Annotated in this window: 15 protein-coding genes; 8 read left to right on the top strand and 7 right to left on the bottom strand. The window is 63.9% G+C overall.

The features are described from left to right. Positions 1 to 21 precede the first annotated feature (21 nt). The gene (locus KIO76_RS07165) at positions 22 to 825 is read left to right on the top strand and encodes a 2-keto-4-pentenoate hydratase (RefSeq protein WP_213322185.1); all 804 of its coding nucleotides are present in this window, start codon (positions 22 to 24) and stop codon (positions 823 to 825) included. Between the two features lie 286 nt (positions 826 to 1,111). After that, positions 1,112 to 1,957, top strand: coding sequence for a CPBP family intramembrane glutamic endopeptidase (locus KIO76_RS07160; RefSeq protein WP_213322184.1), 846 nt, complete (start codon positions 1,112 to 1,114; stop codon positions 1,955 to 1,957). A 62-nt stretch (positions 1,958 to 2,019) separates the two neighbouring features. On the opposite strand, the gene KIO76_RS07155 is transcribed toward KIO76_RS07160, so the two are convergent. The 3 genes from KIO76_RS07155 to KIO76_RS07145 all read right to left on the bottom strand — a co-directional run bounded on the left by KIO76_RS07155 (position 2,020) and on the right by KIO76_RS07145 (position 5,973). Further along, positions 2,020 to 3,498 carry a mannitol dehydrogenase family protein gene (locus KIO76_RS07155; protein WP_213322182.1) on the bottom strand — a complete coding sequence of 493 codons (1,479 nt, stop codon included), beginning with the start codon at positions 3,496 to 3,498 and terminating at the stop codon, positions 2,020 to 2,022. Continuing rightward, positions 3,495 to 4,904: a glucuronate isomerase gene (gene uxaC / locus KIO76_RS07150; RefSeq protein WP_213322180.1), complete on the bottom strand. Its 1,410-nt coding sequence runs from the start codon at positions 4,902 to 4,904 to the stop codon at positions 3,495 to 3,497. The genes KIO76_RS07155 and uxaC overlap by 4 nt, the downstream gene beginning before the upstream one ends. Before the next feature lie 133 nt (positions 4,905 to 5,037). After that, complete coding sequence (locus KIO76_RS07145) at positions 5,038 to 5,973, bottom strand: alpha/beta hydrolase (RefSeq protein WP_213322178.1); 936 nt, start codon at positions 5,971 to 5,973, stop codon at positions 5,038 to 5,040. A gap of 214 nt (positions 5,974 to 6,187) precedes the next feature. Here KIO76_RS07145 and KIO76_RS07140 point away from each other — a divergent pair, with 214 nt between their 5' ends. Next, on the top strand, positions 6,188 to 7,312 hold the full coding sequence (locus KIO76_RS07140; RefSeq protein ID WP_213322176.1) for an Ldh family oxidoreductase: 1,125 nt from the start codon (positions 6,188 to 6,190) through the stop codon (positions 7,310 to 7,312). A gap of 81 nt (positions 7,313 to 7,393) precedes the next feature. Here KIO76_RS07140 and KIO76_RS07135 read toward each other — a convergent pair whose 3' ends face one another. Together KIO76_RS07135 and argH are read right to left on the bottom strand one after the other, a co-directional pair. After that, positions 7,394 to 8,602: a TIGR03862 family flavoprotein gene (locus tag KIO76_RS07135; protein ID WP_213322175.1), complete on the bottom strand. Its 1,209-nt coding sequence runs from the start codon at positions 8,600 to 8,602 to the stop codon at positions 7,394 to 7,396. Between the two features lie 23 nt (positions 8,603 to 8,625). After that, positions 8,626 to 9,990, bottom strand: a complete 1,365-nt coding sequence (gene argH, locus KIO76_RS07130; RefSeq protein ID WP_213325117.1) for an argininosuccinate lyase — start codon at positions 9,988 to 9,990, stop codon at positions 8,626 to 8,628. Between the two features lie 706 nt (positions 9,991 to 10,696). Between argH and KIO76_RS07125 the strand changes: the two genes are divergently transcribed. The 5 genes from KIO76_RS07125 (at position 10,697) to KIO76_RS07105 (ending at position 17,718) form a co-directional block, all read left to right on the top strand. Further along, positions 10,697 to 11,800: a hypothetical protein gene (locus KIO76_RS07125; protein ID WP_213322173.1), complete on the top strand. Its 1,104-nt coding sequence runs from the start codon at positions 10,697 to 10,699 to the stop codon at positions 11,798 to 11,800. Positions 11,801 to 11,802: 2 nt separating this feature from the next. Continuing rightward, positions 11,803 to 13,404, top strand: a complete 1,602-nt coding sequence (locus KIO76_RS07120) for a hypothetical protein (protein ID WP_213322171.1) — start codon at positions 11,803 to 11,805, stop codon at positions 13,402 to 13,404. Next, positions 13,401 to 14,114, top strand: a complete 714-nt coding sequence (locus KIO76_RS07115; RefSeq protein WP_213322169.1) for a hypothetical protein — start codon at positions 13,401 to 13,403, stop codon at positions 14,112 to 14,114. Before KIO76_RS07120 ends, KIO76_RS07115 begins: the two co-directional genes overlap by 4 nt. Then, positions 14,114 to 16,369, top strand: a complete 2,256-nt coding sequence (locus tag KIO76_RS07110) for a glycosyltransferase (RefSeq protein WP_213322168.1) — start codon at positions 14,114 to 14,116, stop codon at positions 16,367 to 16,369. Before KIO76_RS07115 ends, KIO76_RS07110 begins: the two co-directional genes overlap by 1 nt. 416 nt (positions 16,370 to 16,785) lie before the next feature. Further along, entirely contained in the window at positions 16,786 to 17,718 is a 933-nt protein-coding gene (locus tag KIO76_RS07105; protein WP_213322166.1) for an AEC family transporter, read from the top strand. A gap of 8 nt (positions 17,719 to 17,726) precedes the next feature. On the opposite strand, the gene fabI is transcribed toward KIO76_RS07105, so the two are convergent. Both fabI and fabB read right to left on the bottom strand, forming a co-directional pair. Beyond that, the gene (gene fabI, locus KIO76_RS07100) at positions 17,727 to 18,584 is read right to left on the bottom strand and encodes an enoyl-ACP reductase FabI (RefSeq protein ID WP_249729523.1); all 858 of its coding nucleotides are present in this window, start codon (positions 18,582 to 18,584) and stop codon (positions 17,727 to 17,729) included. 288 nt (positions 18,585 to 18,872) lie between these two features. Beyond that, complete coding sequence (gene fabB, locus KIO76_RS07095; RefSeq protein ID WP_213322164.1) at positions 18,873 to 20,090, bottom strand: beta-ketoacyl-ACP synthase I; 1,218 nt, start codon at positions 20,088 to 20,090, stop codon at positions 18,873 to 18,875. Between the last annotated feature and the right edge of the window lie 110 nt (positions 20,091 to 20,200).

Here is a 20,200-nt window from a genome sequence, read left to right as displayed (position 1 = left end):
CCTGATCCGGAGGAACGATCGATGAGCGAGCCATCCGCCGTGGCGGCCATCGCGCTGGCTTTCGCCAAAGCCCGCGCCGAAGCCCGCGCCTTGCCGAATTTTCCTGGTGCGGTGCCCGACAGCTTCGAGACTGCCTATGCCGTTCAGAAGGCGGCCATGGAGGCCCATCCCGCGAATCTGCGCGGCTGGAAGGTGGCCATGGTCAAGCCGGACTGGCGAACAACCTTTCCCGAGGAGCGGTTGATCGGCCCGATTTACCACGTCATCGACGTGCCGGACGGCGGCACCGCGACCATGCCATCCATCACCGACGGTTACACGGCAGCGGAAGCGGAGTTCGTCGCGGTCATGGCTCAAGATCTGCCACCGCGCGCAAAGCCCTTTGAAACAGCGGAAGTGGCGGCGGCGATCGGTGGCATTCATGTGGGCGCGGAAATCGCCGGCAGTCCGCTCGTCAACCTCAATGATCTCGGGCCAGGCTCAATCATCAGCGATTTCGGCTGCAATGCCGGTGTCGTGCTGGGACCAGAGATCGCCGGTTGGCAATCCCGTTCTTGGGAGAGCCTCACCGCGAAATCCACGGTCAATGGCGCCGCCGTGGGCGAAGGCACCGCGGCCAGCGTGCCGGGCACGCCGCTCGCCGCCGTGGTCTTCCTGGCGAACAGGCTCTCGCGTCTGGGCTTCACGCTACGGGCGGGGGACGTCGTTTCGACAGGCATGGTGACAGGAATCCATACGGTGACGGCCGGCGACAAGGCCGTGATCGATTTTGGCGATTGCGGACAATTCACCATCGACTTCGTGACGGCAAAGCCGGTCGATTGACCGGCTCCATTGTCGCACAAGCCGGCGTTCAGTTGCGGCCAACAGGGCTTGGCCTGCTTGGAAATAACAAAAAGAATCCCCATCGCACGACACGATCAGCCGAAATCACAACGACAACGGCGATGTCTCTCGCGCTCCTAGAACCCTATCTGGTCGAAGCATCCAGATAGCTCGTTTTCCGCGCCTGGGGCTCGCCCGCATGCTGAAGCCGTGGCCACCCATTTTCGATGGCATGCACTGGGCTGTCCGAATCCTCGCCAACAGATCGTCACCGGACATGTTGCCTATGCAACTCTTGCAGCCGATACTTCTGTTCTCCGCGATTGCTGCCCTGCTGGCGCCAATACACCGCGGGGCAGGGTTTGGTCTCCTGATCGCCAGCTACGGCCTGGCGTTGGTGACCGGCCAATTGAGCAGTCCGAGCCTTATAGCCCTTATACTTCTGATCGCAGCCGCCTATGCGGTCACCGATGGCCACCCCAGGCTTGCACGCTATCTCGGCCACGGCCTGTTTGTTGCCCTTACCATCGCCTTGAGCCTGCATTGGATGCCGGGCTTCAACAACTGGCGCATCATCGGGCCGGAACGGCTGACCCCCGACGCCGTGCCTTTCACGATGTACTTCAATCTGGACAAGCCCCTCAGCGGCGCATGGCTGCTGCTGGTCCTGCCTTGGCTCAGGCCGCGCTACGCGCTCCGCCAACTGCCGATCGGGCTCGCGGGGGCGGCGCTGGCGATCATGCTGACGCTGCCGATCGCTCTTGCAGCCGGGATGACAGCGTGGTCGCCCAAATGGCCGGCATCAAGCGGGCTATGGCTTGCGAACAATCTTCTCATCGTCACTGCCATGGAAGAGGTGGTATTCCGCGGCTATTTGCAAGGCGGCCTCAGTCGTTGTCTTCAAGGCCGGCGGCACGGCGACTGGATTGCGCTGTTACTCTCGTCGGCCGTATTCGGCCTTGCTCATTTTTCCGGGGGGTCGGTCTGGATGCTCCTCGCGGGTCTGGCTGGGCTTGCCTACGGCTGCGCCTTCCGCTTCGGAGGCCTCCCGGCGGCCATCATCGCCCATTTCGGGCTGAATGCGGCGCATTTTTTCCTGTTCGTTTATCCCATGCTGCAGACCGGGACCTGATCAATCATGTCCTCGCCGGGGGGGCGAGGACATGTAAGACGACACTCGCTTGCGGAGCGGCCTCACCCGTAGGCGGCCACAGTCGCCCTCGCGCCTTTGTCGAACAGGCTCGCCAGCGCCTCGGTCACGGCCTTGACGAACGTGGCATTGGAAGCGAGATCTTCACCGAACACCGCGCGTACGCCGAGGAGCGCAACGGCGAGCTTGTCAGCATCGCGCCCTGCGGCGTCAACAAGCGCCTTGAACTCGGCCGCCAACGGATCGCGCACGTCAATCGGTTCACCGGCTTCGTCTACGCCCGTGACATACCGCATCCAGGCCGCGACAGCGAGCGCATGTCGGGCGACCGGCAGCCCGCGCGCCAGACGGTCGCGGATCGTGCCTAGCAGCCGTTGCGGCAGCTTCTGCGAGCCGTCCATGGCGATCTGCCAGGTGCGGTGCTTCAGCGCCGTATTGCGGAAGCGTTCGATGAGCGAATGCTTATAGCCAGCGACATCGGCACCCGCGGGCAATGTCAGCGTGACGGTGGAATCCTCCATGAGCGCGGCGACATAAGCCGCAATCGCCTCATCCGCAATGGCTTCGGCTACGGTCTGGTATCCGGCGAGATAGCCCAGATAGGAGAGCGCCGAGTGGCTGCCATTGAGCAGCCTGAGCTTCATCGCCTCGTAGGGCGCGACATCCTTCACCAGCGTGGCGCCAAACTCCTCCCAAGCCGGCCGGCCGGAGACAAAATGGTCCTCGATCACCCACTGAGTGAAAGGCTCGGTCATGATCGGCCAAGCGTCGGTCAGGCCGAGCACGCCAGCGATGTGGCTGCGGTCCGCATCGGTCGTCGCCGGCACGATGCGGTCGATCATCGTGTCGGGAAAGCTGATCGCCTCCCGCACGTGGTGGCCGAGTTCGGGCGAGACCAGATCGGCGAAACGGGTCAGGATGCCCTTGAGAGTCTGTCCGTTGGCCGGAAGGTTGTCGCAGGACATCACGGTGAAAGGCCGCGTGCCGGCAGCCCGCCTCCGGGCAATGGCGGCCGTGATGAAGCCTAGCGCCGAACGCGGACGCTGCGGATTGGCGAGGTCATGGACCACGTCGGGATGCGCCTCGTCCAGCCGACCGGTCGCCGGGTCATGGCAGTAACCCTTCTCGGTAACCGTGAGACTGATGATGGCCACGTCAGGATCGCTCATGCGGGCGATCAAGGCCTCAGGATCCTCCGGGGCGACCACCACGTCGAGGATGCTGCCGACCACACGCAGCCTTTCGCCTGAGGTCTCGCGGACCGCGATGGTGTAAAGGCTGTCCTGCGGCACCAAGGCGTCGCGCGTGTCGGGGCTGCGGAGGCTCGCGCCGACGATGCCCCAGGCGAGATCACCGGATTTCAGGACGTCCTCGGTGTAGACGGCCTGATGCGCCCGGTGGAAGGCTCCGATGCCGAGATGGACGATACCGCTGCGGACCTGCGCGCGATCATAGGTCGGACGTTCGATCGCGGCAGGCAAGCCACCAAGGCGGGCGGCGTTGAGACGGGGCGGATGCGTCACAGCTTGTAGGCCTCCTTGGCCAACCGGTAGGCGAGATCGTGGGCGACTTCGGCGGCTTCATCCTCGTCCAGGCGGTGGGTCACCACGAGCTCGGCGAGATAGCCGCAATCGACGCGCCGCGCGACGTCATGGCGCGCGGGAATGGACGGGAAGGCGCGGGTGTCGTCGTTGAAGCCGACGGTGTTGTAGAAACCTGCCGTTTCCGTCACCAGTTCGCGGTAGCGGCGCATGCCCTCCGGACTGTCATAGAACCACCAGGCGGGGCCAAGCCTCAGGCAGGGGTAATGCCCGGCCAGCGGCGCGAGCTCACGCGAATAGGCCGTCTCGTCGAGGGTGAAGAGAATGATCGTCAGGTCACGCTCGTTGCCGAAGCGGTCGAGCAATGGCTTGAGATCGCGCACGTAGTTGGTGGCGCTCGGAATATCAGCGCCCTTGTCGCGGCCGAACCGCGCGAAGAGCCCGGGGTTGTGGTTGCGCTGGGAACCCGGATGGATCTGCATCACCAGTCCATCCTCCACGCTGAGCGCTGCCATCTCGGTCAGCATCTGCGCGCGAAACAGCTCCGCGTCCTCCGGCGTCGCCTGCCCCTGAGCCATGACGCGGGCATAGAGCGCCTCGACCTCGACGGGGGAGAGGTCCGCGGTGCGGGCGGTGGGGTGCCCATGGTCCGTCGAGGTCGCGCCGAAGCTCTTGAAGACCTGGCGCCGCTTGCGATGCGCCTCGCGATAGCCGGCGAAGGTGGAAACATCGGTCTCCGTGATCTCGCCAAAGCGGCGGACATTGTCACGGAAGCCGTCAAATTCCGGATCGACAACCGGATCCGGCCTGTAGGCCGTGACGACGCGGCCTTTCCATCCGCTGTCGCGGATCGCGGCATGGTGCGCGAGATCGTCAAGCGGGCTCTCGGTCGTCGCGATGACCTCGATGTTGAACTGCTCGAAGAGCGCACGCGGGCGAAACGCATCGCTCTCCAGCTTGGCTGCGATCGTGTCGTAGATCGCGTCCGCATTGTCGGCCGACAGGCGCTCCGTTAGGCCGAACAGCGTCGCGAAAGCATGATCGAGCCACATGCGCGTGGGCGTGCCGCGGAAGAGATGATAGTTGCTGGCGAACAGCCGCCAGATCTTGCGGGGGTCCTCCTCAACAGCCGAGCCGTCGACCGCTGGAATGCCGAGATCCTCAAGGCGGATCCCCTGGCTGTAGAGCATGCGGAAGATATAGTGGTCCGGCACCACGAAAAGGCGCGCCGGATCGGGAAATGCTGAATTCTCCGCGTACCAGCGCGGATCCGTGTGGCCGTGTGGGCAGATGAGCGGCAGGTCCTTGACCTCGGCATAGAGCCGGCGCGCGACAGCGCGTGTGGCCTCGTCGGCCGGAAACAGGCGGTCGTCATGCAATAGGGTCATATCGCTATCCCAGCCTTCCCTTTTGGGGTTTGGGTACAAACATGCAGAAAATGCACAGCTTGCTGCGCCCCTCGCCTGTTCTGTGCGGGGGTGGAATAGCCTTTTTCCGTCGCAACGCAAACTGTCTCCGATATCAAGCGGCCCACCGCGCAGCGAGATACGCTCCCGCGTCAGCCAAGGCCTTGTCGGCCGCTGGAAGCTCCGCAGCCATGCGCAGAAAGCCGTGCACGACACCGGGAATCACATCGAGACGGAAGCTCACGCCAGCTTCCGCCAGCGCGGCGCTGAGGGTCAAGGTGTCGTCGAGCAAGGGGTCCAGCCCGGCGGCGTTGAGATAAAGCGGCGGCAGACCATCGAGCTTGGCGCGCAGCGGCGCTGCGAGCGAATCGGTGTTCTGAGGCAGTGATCCGAGGAAGTTGCTCCAGTACCACTGCATGCTGGCCGTCGAGAGGAGATAGGTACCATCCCCGAGGCGTGCGTGGCTCGCCGTGCCATGGTCCGGCGCGTAGCAGCCGTAGAACAGGGCCGCGGTGCCAAGCTGTGGCAGCCCCGCGTCCCGCCGTGCCAGCAGGGCCGCAAGCGCGAGATTGGCGCCGGCGGAATCGCCCGCGACAGCGATCCGTGATGCGCCAACAACCCGGCCGAGCCCACCCTCCTCGACGAAACGGATGGCGGCGAGCACATCCTCCAGGGGCATCGGGAAGGGGTGCTCCGGTGCAAGACGATAGTCGACGCCGAGTACCGTAGCGCCCGATCGCAAGGCGAGCCTGCGCATGGTGCCGTCATGGGTATCGACCGAGCCGAACGTCCAGCCGCCGCCATGCGCGTAGACCACCACCGGCGCGTCATCGGCGGTTGTCGGCTGATAAAGCCTGGCGCGAAGCGAGCCGTGCTGGCCGGGCAATTCCAAGTCCGTGACGGCGGCGAGCGGCGGTGGCGCGCGATTGAACGGCTCGTGTCCGGCGGTGAAGATCGCCCGCGCTTCGTCCATCGGCATGGTGCGATAATCGACGGCGGGGGCCGCCTTGATGCGCGCAAGAATCGGAACGAGATCAGGATCGACTGTCACGGGACAGGCCTTTCGCGGCATGGAGAGACACGGGACATCCCGCGCCGGGATGAGCAAGGGGGCGCATAATCAACGCTGGCAAGAACAAGCGTCAAGACATGCCTCGCGCTGACATGTCACTCATCCAAAACGCGCTTGCCGCCGAGGCGGCCTGCGGGCTATCAGCGACAGGGGTGAAGTTCGACACAATACAAGGTCGAGGATAGGCGGCACTATGGACCAGAACGACCAGTCCCATCTCAATCCGGCGAAGGGCTACAGCGCCATCAACGCGGAACCGCGCGTGCGGCCTGACGAATTGGCAGCGTTTGTCGAAAACGTCTTCCTGCGGATCGGCATGGATGAACCCAGTTCGAAGGCCGTGACGCGCGTGATGATGCACGGCAGCCGGCTCGGCGTAGACAGCCACGGCGTTCGCCTCCTGGCCCATTACATCAAGGAAATCGACGGCAACTGCATCAACAAGCAGCCCAGGCCGAAGTTCACGAGGACACGGCCGGGCGCGGGCGTCCTGGATGGTGACAATGGCCACGGCGGGTTCGTCGCGACGGTGGCGATGGATCACGCGATAGCGCTTGCCCGGGAAGCAGGTATCGGCGCGGTCGCAATCCAGCGCTCCAACCATTTCGGAGCCGCGGGCGCATACCCGATGCAGGCGGTCGACGCAGGGCTGATCGGCCTGGCAACCTGCAATACCGACGCCTTCGTCCATCTGCACGGGAGCAAACTGCCGTTCCACGGAACAAATCCGTTCGCGATTGGCGCGCCGGTCGCAGGACAGCGGCCGTGGCTGCTCGATTTCGCTACCAGTTCCATTCCCGTCAACCGGGTCATGCTCTATCGCTCGCTGGGCATCGGGGTGCCCCCGGACACGGCCGTCGACAGCGAGGGCAAGCCAACGACGGATTCTCAGCGCGCGACCGGCCTGCTGCCTCTCGGCGGCGCCCTGTTCGGCTTCAAGGGCGCCGGTCTCGGGGGCCTTGCCGAAGTCCTCTCCGCGGCGCTGACCGGGATGCGTGCGAGTGTGGACATTCCTGCTTGGGATAGTGTCGGGAAGCCACGCGAACTCGGCCAGTTCGTCCTCGCCATCGATCCCGACGCCTTTGTGCCACGCGCTGTGTATGATGGAATCATGACCGGCTATCTGGCGTCGCTACGCGGCATGGAGCCGGCGGAAGGCGCCGAACCGCCGATGGCGCCCGGCGACCGCGAATGGCGTATCGAGGAAGAGCGCAAGCTCAACGGCATCCCGATCGATCCCGCCACATTCAAGGTCTTCGCAGAGGCAGGGGAGAGATTTGGCCTGACGCCACCAAAGGCTAATCCGGCGAAGGCCTGAAACGGCCTTCCGGCGAAGAGTCATCAAAGGCGAGAAGGAGCGTTTTCGCGGCTCGGGACACGGAAACCGCATCCGCATTGATCAGGTCGTGAGATAGGCATCGACGCCCTCGGCCGCCGCGACAGCGGTCGAGAACGTCGCCTGAAGCAGGTAGCCGCCTGTCGGCGCCTCCCAATCCAGCATTTCGCCAACGGCGAAGACGCCTGGAAGGCGGCGCAGCATGAAGCGCTGGTCGAGTTCCGAGAGCGCGATCCCGCCAGCGGTCGAGATCGCGCGCTCGAGGGGATGTGCGGCGTTGAGCACGAGCGGCAACGCCTTGATATGCCGCGCCAGGGCATCCGGGGTCTGCGGGAAGGGTCCCTTGGGTTCCCTGAGGAGCGCCGTCGCCACAGGCGAAAGGGCCGCCGCCTTGCGCAGATGATTAGACAGAGACTGACTGCCGCGCGAGCGGCTGAGCCGACGGGCGAGCTCATCAACCGTCAGGTCGGGCCGCAGGTCGACCACCAGCATCGCCTTGCCGAAGCGCGCGATTTCATCGCGCAGGACATCAGCGAGGGCATAGACAGCCCCGCCCTCGATACCGAGACGGGTGATGACCGCCTCGCCTCGCACGCGCCGGCTTCCCGTCATCAGAGCGATCCGCTTGACGGGCGCGCCCGAAAAGCGCTCGCTCATGTGGCTCGACCAGGAAACGGCGAATCCGCAATTGGCAGGCTGAAACGATGCCACGGCGACACCGGCATCAACGAGCGGGCGGCGCCAGCTGCCATCACTGCCAAGGCGCGGCCAGCTCGCTCCTCCTAATGCGAGAAGCGTCGCGTCCGTCTCGAACGCTGCCGTCTCACCAGTTGGCCCTTCGATCACCGGCCGGCGCGCCTCGTCGAAGCCGCGCCAGCTGTGGCGCAACCTGATCTCGACGCCCAAGCCGTTGAGCCGCGCGAGCCAGGCGCGCAGCAGCGGCGAAGCCTTCATGGCCCGTGGGAAAACGCGCCCGCTCGAACCTACGAAGGTCTCGATACCAAGATCGGCTGCCCAACTGCGCAGATCTGGGGGCGAGAACTGCTCCAGTGCGGGTTTCAACCAAGCTTCGGAGCGGCCGTATCGCTTTAGAAAAAGCGCCAGCGGTTCGCTGTGGGTGATGTTGAGTCCCCCCCGTCCCGCCATCAGGAACTTGCGAGCCGGGCTTGGCATACGCTCGAAGACGGTGACGGAATGACCCTTCCGGGCCAAGCGCTCCGCCGCCATCAACCCGCCAGGGCCGGCACCGATAATCGCAACACGTTTCGACATGGAGGGGCTGGTTCGGGCCTTGCTCAGATTTTGCTCTTCCACCAGGCGATCTGCTCCGCCACACGCGCAGGTGCCGTGCCGCCGAAACTGGTACGCGATTTCACCGAATTGTCGACGCCGAGCACATCGTAAACCGCCGCGGTGATGCGCGGCTCGACCGAAGTGAATGCCTCGAGAGGCAAATCTTCCAGATCAACGCCCTGCCGTTCGGCCTCCGCGACCAGCCGGCCTGTGACGTGGTGGGCGTCGCGGAAGGGCATGTCGAGAGCGCGCACCAGCCAGTCGGCGAGATCGGTGGCGGTGGAGAAACCGGCGCCGGCAGCGGCTGCCATGCGGCCCTCATCGACGGTGAGATCCTCGATCATCCCAGCCGTCGCGGCCAGCGCGAGTTCGAGTGTATCGACTGCGTCGAACAGACGCTCCTTATCTTCCTGCATGTCCTTGGAATAGGCGAGCGGCAAACCTTTCATGACAGTCAGGAGGCCCATCAGCGCACCGAAGATCCGTCCCGTTTTTGCTCGCACGAGCTCGGCCGCGTCCGGGTTCTTCTTCTGCGGCATGATGCTGGAGCCTGTGGTCCAGCGGTCCGAAAGACGCACGAAGGCAAACTGCGGCGTCATCCACACCACGAGTTCCTCGGCGAGGCGCGACAGGTGGACGGCCGCAATAGAGGCCACCGTCATGTATTCCAGAAGCGAATCCCGGTCCGACACTGAATCGAGCGAATTACGCGTCGGTCCATCAAAGCCGAGCGCCTTGGCCGTCATATGCCTGTCGATGGGAAAGGACGTGCCGGCAAGAGCCGCGGCGCCAAGCGGGCATTCGTTGAGACGCTTGCGGGAATCGCGCATGCGACTGCGATCGCGCCCGATCATCTCGACATAGGCCATGAGATGATGACCGAAAGTCACGGGTTGCGCGCTTTGAAGATGCGTGAAGCCAGGCATCACCGTCGCCACATGCTGCTCGGCCTGGATGAGAAGGGCACGCATCAGCGCGGTGAAGCCGGCGTCGGCGCGGTCATGGGCGTCACGCACGAACAGGCGGATGTCGGTGGCAACCTGGTCATTGCGGCTGCGCGCGGTATGCAGCCGGCCGGCCGCTGGACCGGCGATCTCGCGCAAGCGAGCCTCGACATTCATATGAATGTCTTCGAGCGCCGTGGAAAAGGCGAAATGCCCCTCGGTGATCTCCTCACGGACGGCCTCGAGACCCGCATGGATCGCGTCGCGATCCGCCTCGGTGATGATGCCGGTCGCGGCGAGCATATCACTGTGGGCAAGGGAGCCCGTGATATCCTCACCCGCCAGACGCTTGTCGAAGCCGATCGAGACGTTGATCGCCTCCATCAGCGCGCTTGGCGTGGTGGAAAATCGCCCGCCCCACATGGCGTTGCCACCACTTGAGCCATCCGTATTCGCAGGCTGCTGATCTGCGCTCGGTCCGTTCGTTTCGCGGGTCAATCTCACAACCTCAGTTTCTCGTCCGTGCCGGCCCGCAAAGTGGGCCACGCCGGGATCCCGGGCAAAAGCCGTAACCCCCGTGCAAGGCATCATGAAACGCAGGCATTTTCCACCAGGATTCTCCACCCGGCCAAAGAATGCGTTCGACGGCAGATCGCACCCGACGTCGACGGCGCCAGCGACACCAGCGCGCGACATAAGCCAGCCGTGCGATGTTCGCAAGGCGCCATACGCTCCGCGCGACCAGCACAACACGCTATCCAGCCTGCGCATTTCGCAATTCCCCACCACGCGCAAGGGTTCCATAAAACGCCTAAGATCAGAGAATACCATCGATATACGGCTTTTCGCGTTTCGCATCTATGACGCGCGACATCAATTTAGATCCGACATGTACAGTCTCTATCAAATTACTATTTATTATAACGTAAATTACGAGAATATGCGTAAATTACATGAAGAACTATATTGATTTTTTTATTATTATTAGCAATATATTAACCTCGATTGCATATATCATTGTCTTATTTATTCATTTTTTATTCATTTCCATAACGAGATCGCCGTGGATGCTCGCGAGCCTTCAGCGTGCACGCCTCAATCTGAGCTGCATGCTACAAAAACGGAAAAAGTGCCGCGCTCAAGCCGGCGCCGTCTGGCGGTGGCCGAAGCTGCCGCTGATCAGGCCAGCGCCGCGATGGGGCAAGCCCCGGACGTCACGACCGTGCCAACGAGCAGCAATACGGCGGCAGGGGCCGGCTCTGCGTGCCATATCGTCGAAGGTGTTGGTGGGCGCGCCCTGAGCCGCTACCTGGCGCCTCCCGTGCCGGCGGCACGCATCCATCTCGACCTCAGCACGTTGACCGATGGGGACGAGAGCGCACGGCTCGTCGAAGCCTGTCTGCGCAGCGCCGAGCTGTCCAGCGCCGTGCTGATGGACGGCCCTCTGGCGCGGGCGGTCGCGGGTATCCTGGTCCGGCGCATCCCCCACGTCGATATCCTCTATGTTCTCAGTTCGGGGATCCGCTGGCGGTCCGGCGACTGGAACGCTCTGCGCGATCTCGTCGGCTGCCAGCGTCAAGCCGGCGACCGCTTCAAACTCCTCGCCATCGACGAAGCGTTGACGGGAACCATCACGGCGCTTGGCGGCTCGGCCATCCCGTGCCGGCTCACGCCGGCTCCGGCACGCCGGCGGCCGCGCATGGGGCGCGTCGCTCTTTTAATCGGGCGCGGCTCGGGAGAGACACCCACCCATGGTCACATCGCGGCAGCAGTCGCCATTGCTGTTGCAGAGATCGGTGACCGCGTGGGGGCCATTCTCGTGCCCGAGGAACTCAGCCATCTCGCGACCCTGCTGAGAACCTTCGGGCTTGGAAAAAGGCTTCTCCCCTATTTCGCGATCGAGGACGCGCTCGCGCGGCTCGCCGGGACGCCGGTCGTTTATGTGGCCCCCTTCCCAGATGGCGCCATTGATCTGGAAGCGCTCGTCGTCCTGGATCAAGGCGGGCTCGTCCTTGTTGGGCCAGGTGCCGTCCCGCTGCCCGAAACGGTCGCCGCTACCATGTCGTCACCGTATTGGGAACAGTCCGACGAGCTCGGTGCGATGCTTTGTATGCTCGCGCGCAACTACCATGCGCAATGGGCAATGCTGCATGACAGCATCGTACAGACCCCGCACGCGAACCCGGCCCGGACGGAAGCGATTTCCCAGCTCCTGATATCACCGGCGGCCTGACGATGATCGGACAGTTTTCCCTCCTCCGCCGCTTCATCCGGCGTGTCCCCGGACGCGCAGTGCATCCAGCTTCGCTGGCCAGCCTCAAGGTGGCGCGCGCGATGCGCCCGGCGCGAGGCGAGACCCTAGTCATGCCGGTGCCCTCACTTCTGGCACGCTGGCTGCCGGACGAACCCGTCATCGTCACCGGGGCCACCACAGCCCTGGGCAGGCCTGTCGATCTCGCCACCCTGGCACTGCCGACCGGCGGCGAGCGCATCCGCAATCTGCGCGTCGGCCATGGTGTTCGCCTGCCGCTCGCCATCCGCCTCGCGGCCGGCGATGTGCTGCATCTGCCCTTCACCGGCGGCGAGGTCGAGCTGCTGAGCCACCCTCACGCGGGGCTTGTCCGCATCGAGCCAGCCGATGCTCCGCCGTTGACCGCTACGCTCGATGACGCGACAGCCCGCCCCGTGAGCATAGGCGCGGCACGGCCTACGGCTCGGACAAGCCAGCGCCGCACAAGCGCGCGTCATCTCCGCATAAGGGCATTGGAAAGTGCCCTCGATCGCCACATCGCGACGGCGATGGCCGCACCGGCTCAGTCCGATGCCCAGGCCGTCACGCTCGCTCTCTACACGCCGCGGTGGCGCGGACCAGCAGCCTCGACGGTCAATCTGTTTGACCGTTCACTTCCAATTCCGGTCGACGACAGCCATCCGGAAGATCTCTCGACGGCTGAGATTGAGACCTGCGCCGCGCGGATCGCCTATCTTCCTATCGATAAGCTTGTGATGTCAGGTTGCGATCCCTCCATGCGCAAGCTGGTCGAGGCCATTCGCCGTCGGCGGCCTATCGAGACCGATCTGCTGTGGCATTCGAGTTTTCTGCAAATGGGCGAGGCCGCGGATTGGGGTCTGCTTCAAATGTGGCTCGACGCGGCCCAAGCGGGCCATATCCGCCGCATCGGGGTCGTGAAGCGAGGCCTCGACGGTTTTCTGCGCTCGCTCGGGTTCAATGCAACCTTCGTGCAGAACCGCATCGCCGTCGACCCAGCCACCGTCCGTCCGACCAGCGCACGGGACTCTGCCGGCATCTGGCTGTCCGGATCGTCGGAATACCGGAAGCTCCCTTATGCCACGCTGCTGGCACTTTCCGAACTCCGCCACGTGACTGTCAGCGGTGCCGGTTTCGACAACCGTGCCCTGGCCCTGATCGAGGAGATTGGTCTCAGCACGGGCGAGATATCTCCCGACCCGTTGGCGCCACAGGATCTCAAGGCGGCCCTTCGTAAGACGGCGATCACCCTCTCCATCACGACCTCGGAATGCCTGCCCATGTTACCTCTCGAGAGTTTAGCCGAGGGCGTACCCTGCCTGATCGGCCCTTCCTGTCACCTGTTTCGTGACCACCCGGACTTGCGCGCCGTCTACGTGGCCGAGCGGCCGGGTCAGCCGCATCATCTGGCGGGCAAGATTCGGGACGCCCTTGCGGCAACAAACGAACTCTTCCCGAAGCTCACCGCCTATATGAGCGCCTGGAACGAGGCCTCGGTCGCCAGTGTCGATGCCCTGCTGTGCGGGGATGAGCCGCGCCGCGCGACAAGCAGGGTATTACCCGCATGAGTGCCGCCATCGACACCATGAAGAGGCTTTACCGCCTTCTTCGCCGCATTCCCTTTGCTGGCCTTGTCGTCACGGGGATCGTCAGGCTCGGCAAGGCGATATTTCTGCCCGCGCCGCGCAGCTTCGACGGACTGGCCGATGAGCTGCATGTCGTGGGCGCGTCCGTACAGGCGCTTCGCGCCGATCTCGATCAGCTCGCGCTCATAGTCGCCGGTGTCAAAGCAGCGCAGCTGGACGACGTGCCGCGCCTGGTGCGGGAAGCAGGGCCGGTCGAGGCCTCAGCAACGCCCGTGGCTGCCATTCTTGCGCTGGATGAGACAAGCGCGCCCCAACAGATCGCGCTCGATCTAAACACAACGGATCGCTCCACACTGTTGGCCCAGATCACCGCCTGCGCGCCAGCAGCGCTGGCAGCCGCGACCATCCCGCTGTCAGGGACCGAGACCCCGGAAGCCGTGCGCGCGCTTGCTCAAGCACTCGGCAACGCCATGCGCGATCGGGCTGTGCTGTGCCTGCGGCTTCTCGATCGCCTGTCGCTCTTCCTTGCCGCCCCCCGGGAGACGGCGACGCGAAGCGAGGCAAGGCAGCTGTCACCCCAGCTGGTGCTGGAGATCTTCGAGCAGCAGGGCTGCCGGCTTATTGGACTGCGGCGCGGCACAGCCGGCACCTGGCCGACCGTCGACCTCATCATTGAAATGCGAGAGTCGTGATGCAAAGGCATGAGCTTCCCACCGTCAGCGTGATCATCAACACCTTGAATCGCGCCTCCTATCTGGCCAATACCCTGGCCGCGCTCAAATTGCAGCGTTATGCGAATTTCGAGGTCATCGTCGTCAACGGCCCCTCCGAAGACGGCACGGACGCGATCCTCGCGGCCTATGGTGACAGCATCCGGGTCGCCCGCTGCGACACAGCCAACCTATCGGCGTCCCGCAATATCGGTGTCAGCCTCTCCTGCGGCGAGATCGTTGCTTTCCTCGACGACGACGCTATTCCTGAGCCCACTTGGCTTGAGGCGCTTGTGCGGCCGTTCGAGGACCCTCAGGTCGGGGCAGCCGGCGGCTTCATTCGCGACCACACAGGCGTCGGATTCCAGGTGCGCGTCGTAACCTGCGACCGGACGGGTCGGCTTGAGACCTTCATGAGTGAGCAGTCGGCCAATCTCGATCAGCGCCCGGGCGCGGACCGGGTGCTGTCGGCAACGGGCGCCAACGTCGCGTTCAGGCGCGACCTCGTCGTGGAACTCGGCGGATTCGATGAGAATTATCGCTATCTCCTGGAGGAGACCGATCTCAACTTCCGCATCATGGATGCGGGTTATCGCAACGTGGCGGTTCCCCAGGCGGAGGTGCATCACAAATATGCACCAAGCCACATTCGCAACGCCGCGCGCATACCCCAGTCCCTCTATGCCATTTCGCGCAGCACCCATTACTTCGCCCTGCGCCACGGCCGGGATCATGTCGACGCCGCGACGGTCGAAAAGCGGCTCCTCCGCTTTCGGCGGGACCGCAACCGGGACATCGCGCTGCTCGCCCGCGAGGGGCATATCGATCTCGCCCGCAAGGCTTCGCTCATCACGGATCTCACGCAGGGCGAGGCCGATGGCCGGGCCGCAGCGACACGACCACCGCTCACCCCCCTGACACCCCCCGCGACCGCTCCCATGGTGTTCAGACCGAGCCGCCTCCGCTTCAACGGCGACAGGCTCAAAATTTGCCTGCTTTCGCAGCAATATACGTCTGGGCCCATGGGCGGGATCGGCAATTGGACCCAAACGCTCGCCGAAGGCCTCGCCGCCGAGGGGCATGAGATCTCGGTGATCGCCGATGCCGCGCCGGGCCACAGTGAAAGCGTGGACTTCGAGCGTGGTGTTTTCGTGCATCGGCTGACCCACCGCCGCACCATCACTCCGTCGCGGCTGAAATTGCCATCGGCGGTGCGACATCTCGAGGCACGGTCGGTCCGCTGCTTCGACGAGGCCATGCGCATCCACTCCCTGCGCGGGCTCGATCTTGTCTCCGGACCGATCTGGGATCTCGAACCCTTCGCCTGTCTGACGAGCGGCCTTCTGCCGACCGCCGTATCGCTCCACACGACCTACGGCCTGGCAAGGCCTCACAAGCCTGACTGGCAGGGTGGCGACGTCATCCAGCAGACGATGCTCGATGAGGTGGTCGCGGCCGAGCGCTGGATCCTCGCCAACGCTCCGTTCCTTCTGTCCAATTCAGGTCCGATCATTCGCGACCTGGAGCGTGTGTACAAGCTCCCCGGTCTGCTCGGGCAACGGGCGACCATCGTGCCGCACGGCGTGCCCGACCGCCGCCGCCAATCTCCGCTGCCGTCGAACGACAACGGCCGCGTCACGGCGGTCTTCATAGGCCGGCTGGAACCTCGCAAGGGTGTTGACGCGCTATTGGCGGCGGCACCGCATCTGCTGGATGCCGCCCCCAACCTCGATCTCGTCTTCGTGGGAGAGGACGTGCCCATTGACCAGACCGGCGCCACCCTGCGGCAGCGCTTTCTCGCAAAAGCGGATCCCGAAACACAGGCGCGCATCACCTTCTGCGGAAACGTGCCAGCGGACGAACTGCGCGCCTGGTACGAACGCGCGGACTTCATTCTGGCGCCGTCGCGCTACGAGTCCTTCGGGCTCGTCTATGTCGAGGCGATGATGCACGGGAAAGCGGTCATCGCCGGAGCGCGCGGGGGCGGTGCGGATATCGTGCTGCCCGGCGAGACAGGCCTTCTCGTTAATCCCGACGATATGGAGGATTTCATCGACGCGGTGGTCCAGCTCGCATTGTCGCCGCATGAGCGCGAGCGCATGGGGCGTGCTGGCCGCAAGCGCTACGAGGATCATTTCAGTGTCGCCGCCATGGTCAGTGGCGTTGAGGCCGCTTTCGCGCAATGGATTCAGACCCTGCGGTCCTTCGACCGGCCCTTTGCCTGTCTGCGGACCTGAATCAATGGCGGATTAGGACGCTGCGACGCGATTCCTCGCAAGGTTAGCCGGAGATAGCTCTTATACGTTCGGGGCTGATCTCAACCCTATATCCCGGTATTCATCTTGACTTGTGCCGGGATGCCGACGGTTCAAGCATTGGCCATCATGGAGTGGGATGGGCCGGGCGGGGACAGGCCCGTCCGCGGCGACAGGCTCGACGACTTGATCGTATCGCATGGGCTCGCATGAGCGGATGTCGCGACCGCCTTGCGCACGCTGCACTGGCCGGTTTCCGCGCGATCGCGTAGAGACGTTGCGTTGCCCTCGCGGCCGGGGTTTGTTCAAGACGATGCTCCTCCGATATCACGCGCGGTGGCTCCGAAAGGGCTGCTGCCGGAGAGCTGCTCCGCTGCGTTCGTTGTGGAGCCCCACGTTTGCAGACGGTTCTCGCCACGGTCTTTCCGGTGTTCGCGTTGATCGCCCTCGGTTTCGGTGCGGCCCGGCTCAATGTTCTGGCGCCACAATCAACCGACGTGCTCAACCGCTACGTCATCTATCTCGCGCTGCCCGCCATGCTATTCCGCGCGATGGTGCAAACCGACTGGGCAATGCTCGGCAACGGGCCGTATATCCTTTCATTCGGCGGGGGTATGATCGCCACCTTCGGCCTGATGATGCTGTTTTCGATGCGGTCCCACGCCAGCCTTGCTGACCGCGCCGTCAACGCGCTAGCCGCTTCCTACCCCAATACCGGCTATATGGGTCTGCCGCTTGCCCTGATGGCTTTCGGTGCGCCGAGTCTTCCGGCGGCGGCTGTGGCCATGCTGATGACGACCTGCATCATCTTCGGCATCGCGATCGTCTTCATCGAGATGGACCGCGCCGCGACGCCAAACCTCGTCCACACCCTCGCCAAGGTGGCATGGGGGCTCCTGAAGAACCCGTTGATGCTCTCGCCCGTTCTGGGCGCTGCCTATTCCGCGTCAGGATTAGGCTTGCCCGTGGCGATCGACCGTTTCCTGGAACTACTCGGTGCCTCGGCAAGCCCCTGCGCGCTCGTCACGATCGGCCTTTTTCTCGCGGAGAGACAAACGGCCGTTCCTCACGGAGGGGTGTGGAGCGTCGTCCTGCTCAAGCTGTTCATTCAACCAGCGATCACCGGCTTTCTGGCTTTCAGCGTCTTCGGGCTGCCGCATATCTGGGCGAGCACGGCCCTTCTGCTGAGTGCGCTGCCCATCGGCACCGGCCCCTTCATGCTCGCCAAATATTACAGGCTGGACGCGGGCGTGACCTCCCGCGCGATCCTGCTCACCACGCTCGGCTCCGTGATCACCACCTCGTTTCTGGTGGCATGGCTGGTGCCATAGTGGAAGGCTCAGTCCGCCTTTATCGTCTCGCCAGCCACCGCCTCGGCCACGGTTTCCGCGACCTCCTGCGCCTTAAGCACTTCCGGCCGAGGCATGGAGATAATGTTATAGCCGGAATCCACATAATGGATCTCGCCGGTCACCCCGGTCGACAGGTCTGAGAGGAGATATACGGCCGCACCTCCGATCTCTTCGATGGTCACAGTGCGGCGAAGCGGCGCATGCGCCCGCTGATAGTTGAACATCAACCGGGCGTCGGTGATGCCCGCGCCCGCCAAGGTTCGCACCGGCCCCGCCGATATGGCATTGACGCGAATCCCCTCGGCCCCGAAATCCCCGGCGAGGTAGCGCACGCCCGCTTCGAGCGCTGCCTTTGCAACACCCATGACGTTGTAATTCGGCATCACGCGGGTCGACCCGCCGTAGGTCAAGGTAAGCAGTGAGCCGCCTTTCGGCATCAGCGCCGCGGCACGCTTGGCGATCTCCGTGAAGGAGAAACAGGAAATCAGCATGGTGCGCGAGAAATTCTCACGCGAAGTGTCCGCATAACGCCCCTTGAGCTCCGATTTGTCGGAAAAGGCAATCGCGTGAACGACAAAATCGAGCGCACCCCAATTCTCCTGGAGGGTCGCAAACAACCCGTCCACGGATGCAAGATCCTCGACATCGCAGGGCAACACAAGCGAGGACCCGACCGATTCCGCGAGCGGAGCCACGCGTTTGCGGAGCGCATCGCCTTGATAGGTGAAGGCTAGCTCAGCGCCATGGTCGCTCAGGGCCTTGGCGATGCCCCACGCAATGGAATGGTCGTTCGCAACGCCCATCACGAGACCGCGTTTCCCCTGCATCAGTCCCGTGGTGACCATTCCTGACGTCCTTGCTACCGAGTAGGGTTATCCGTGGCAGCCTTGAGGCAGCCAGTTCATGATGGCTATCCGCAGCTGATCACATCGCGTGCGACCACGGCGGGAATTAAGCCCAGATACGCATGACAAGTGCGGCGGCGCGCTGATATTACGCCACCTGCCGCTCTCTAATCTTGATCTGAAAACCGATGTCCACAGGTGCCGTGCCCTCGCCAGGCAAACCGCACGGCAAAGTTCCGAAATCCACATACGCCGTACGCTGAGAACGATACACGGCGTCACTCAGCGTCAGAGATCGACATGCTTCATGACGATCGTCGCGTTGGTGCCCCCAAAACCGAACGAGTTCGACAGTACGCAGCCAAGCTTCGCATCGTCGATCCGGTTGCGGACTATGGGCATGTCGGCAAAGAGCGGGTCGATTTCCTCGATATTGGCGCTTTCGCAGATGAAGCCGTTGTTCATCATGAGAAGCGAATAGATCGCCTCCTGGACCCCCGTCGCGCCGAGGGAGTGACCGGTGAGGGACTTGGTCGCCGAGATAGGGGGGCATTTGTCGCCGAACACCTCGCGAATCGCTTCGATCTCCTTCTCGTCGCCGACCGGCGTCGAGGTGGCGTGCGGATTGATGTAGTCGACCGGCACCTTCACGTTTTCCAGGGCCATGCGCATGCAGCGCACCGCGCCCTCACCGGAGGGCGCGACCATGTCGTAACCATCGGACGTTGCGCCGTAACCAACGATTTCGCTGTAAATCTTGGCGCCGCGGGCCCTCGCATGCTCGAGCTCCTCGAGCACCAGCACCCCAGCCCCACCGGCAATGACGAAGCCGTCGCGGTTCTTGTCGTAGGCGCGTGACGCGACCTGTGGACGATCATTGTACTTCGACGACATGGCGCCCATGGCGTCGAACAGCATCGACAGGCTCCAGTCGAGCTCCTCGCAGCCACCCGCGAAGATCACGTCCTGCTTGCCCATCTGGATGGTCTCGTAGGCGTTACCGATGCAGTGGTTCGAGGTGGCGCAGGCCGACGAGATCGAATAGTTGACGCCCTTGATCTTGAACCAGGTCGCGAGCGTCGCGGAAGCCGTTGAGGACATGGCCTTGGGCACGGCGAACGGGCCGATCCGCTTCGGACCCTTGCTCCGGGCCGTATCGGCTGCTTCCACGAGCGTGCGCGTCGACGGGCCGCCAGAGCCCATGATGATGCCAGTGCGGATGTTGGAGACCTCATCCGGCTCCAGTCCGGAATCGTGGATCGCCTGTTCCATGGCCACGTGGTTCCAGGCCGCCCCTTCACCAAGGAAGCGCATGGCGCGCCGATCCACCACCTCGGCGGGATCCATCGTGGGGGCGCCATGGACCTGGCAGCGGAAGCCCAGTTTGGCGTAGTCGTCTGCAAAGACGATGCCGGAGCGTGCCTCGCGCAGCGATGCAAGCACCTCCTGCGTGTTGTTGCCGATGGACGAGACGATGCCCATCCCCGTCACCACAACGCGTTTCATCGCAATATCCTCTGCCTTGCCTTCGACCTCGCGGCCATTTCTGCCCCGCGATATGGCCACTCGGCGCCGTCAAGTCCAGTCTCTTCTCTCGACTGACTACGACGCGGCGC

This window comes from Chelatococcus sp. YT9, assembly GCF_018398315.1.
In the GTDB taxonomy this organism is placed as follows: Bacteria; Pseudomonadota; Alphaproteobacteria; order Rhizobiales; family Beijerinckiaceae; genus Chelatococcus.
This window is presented reverse-complemented; position numbering and strand designations above follow the sequence as displayed.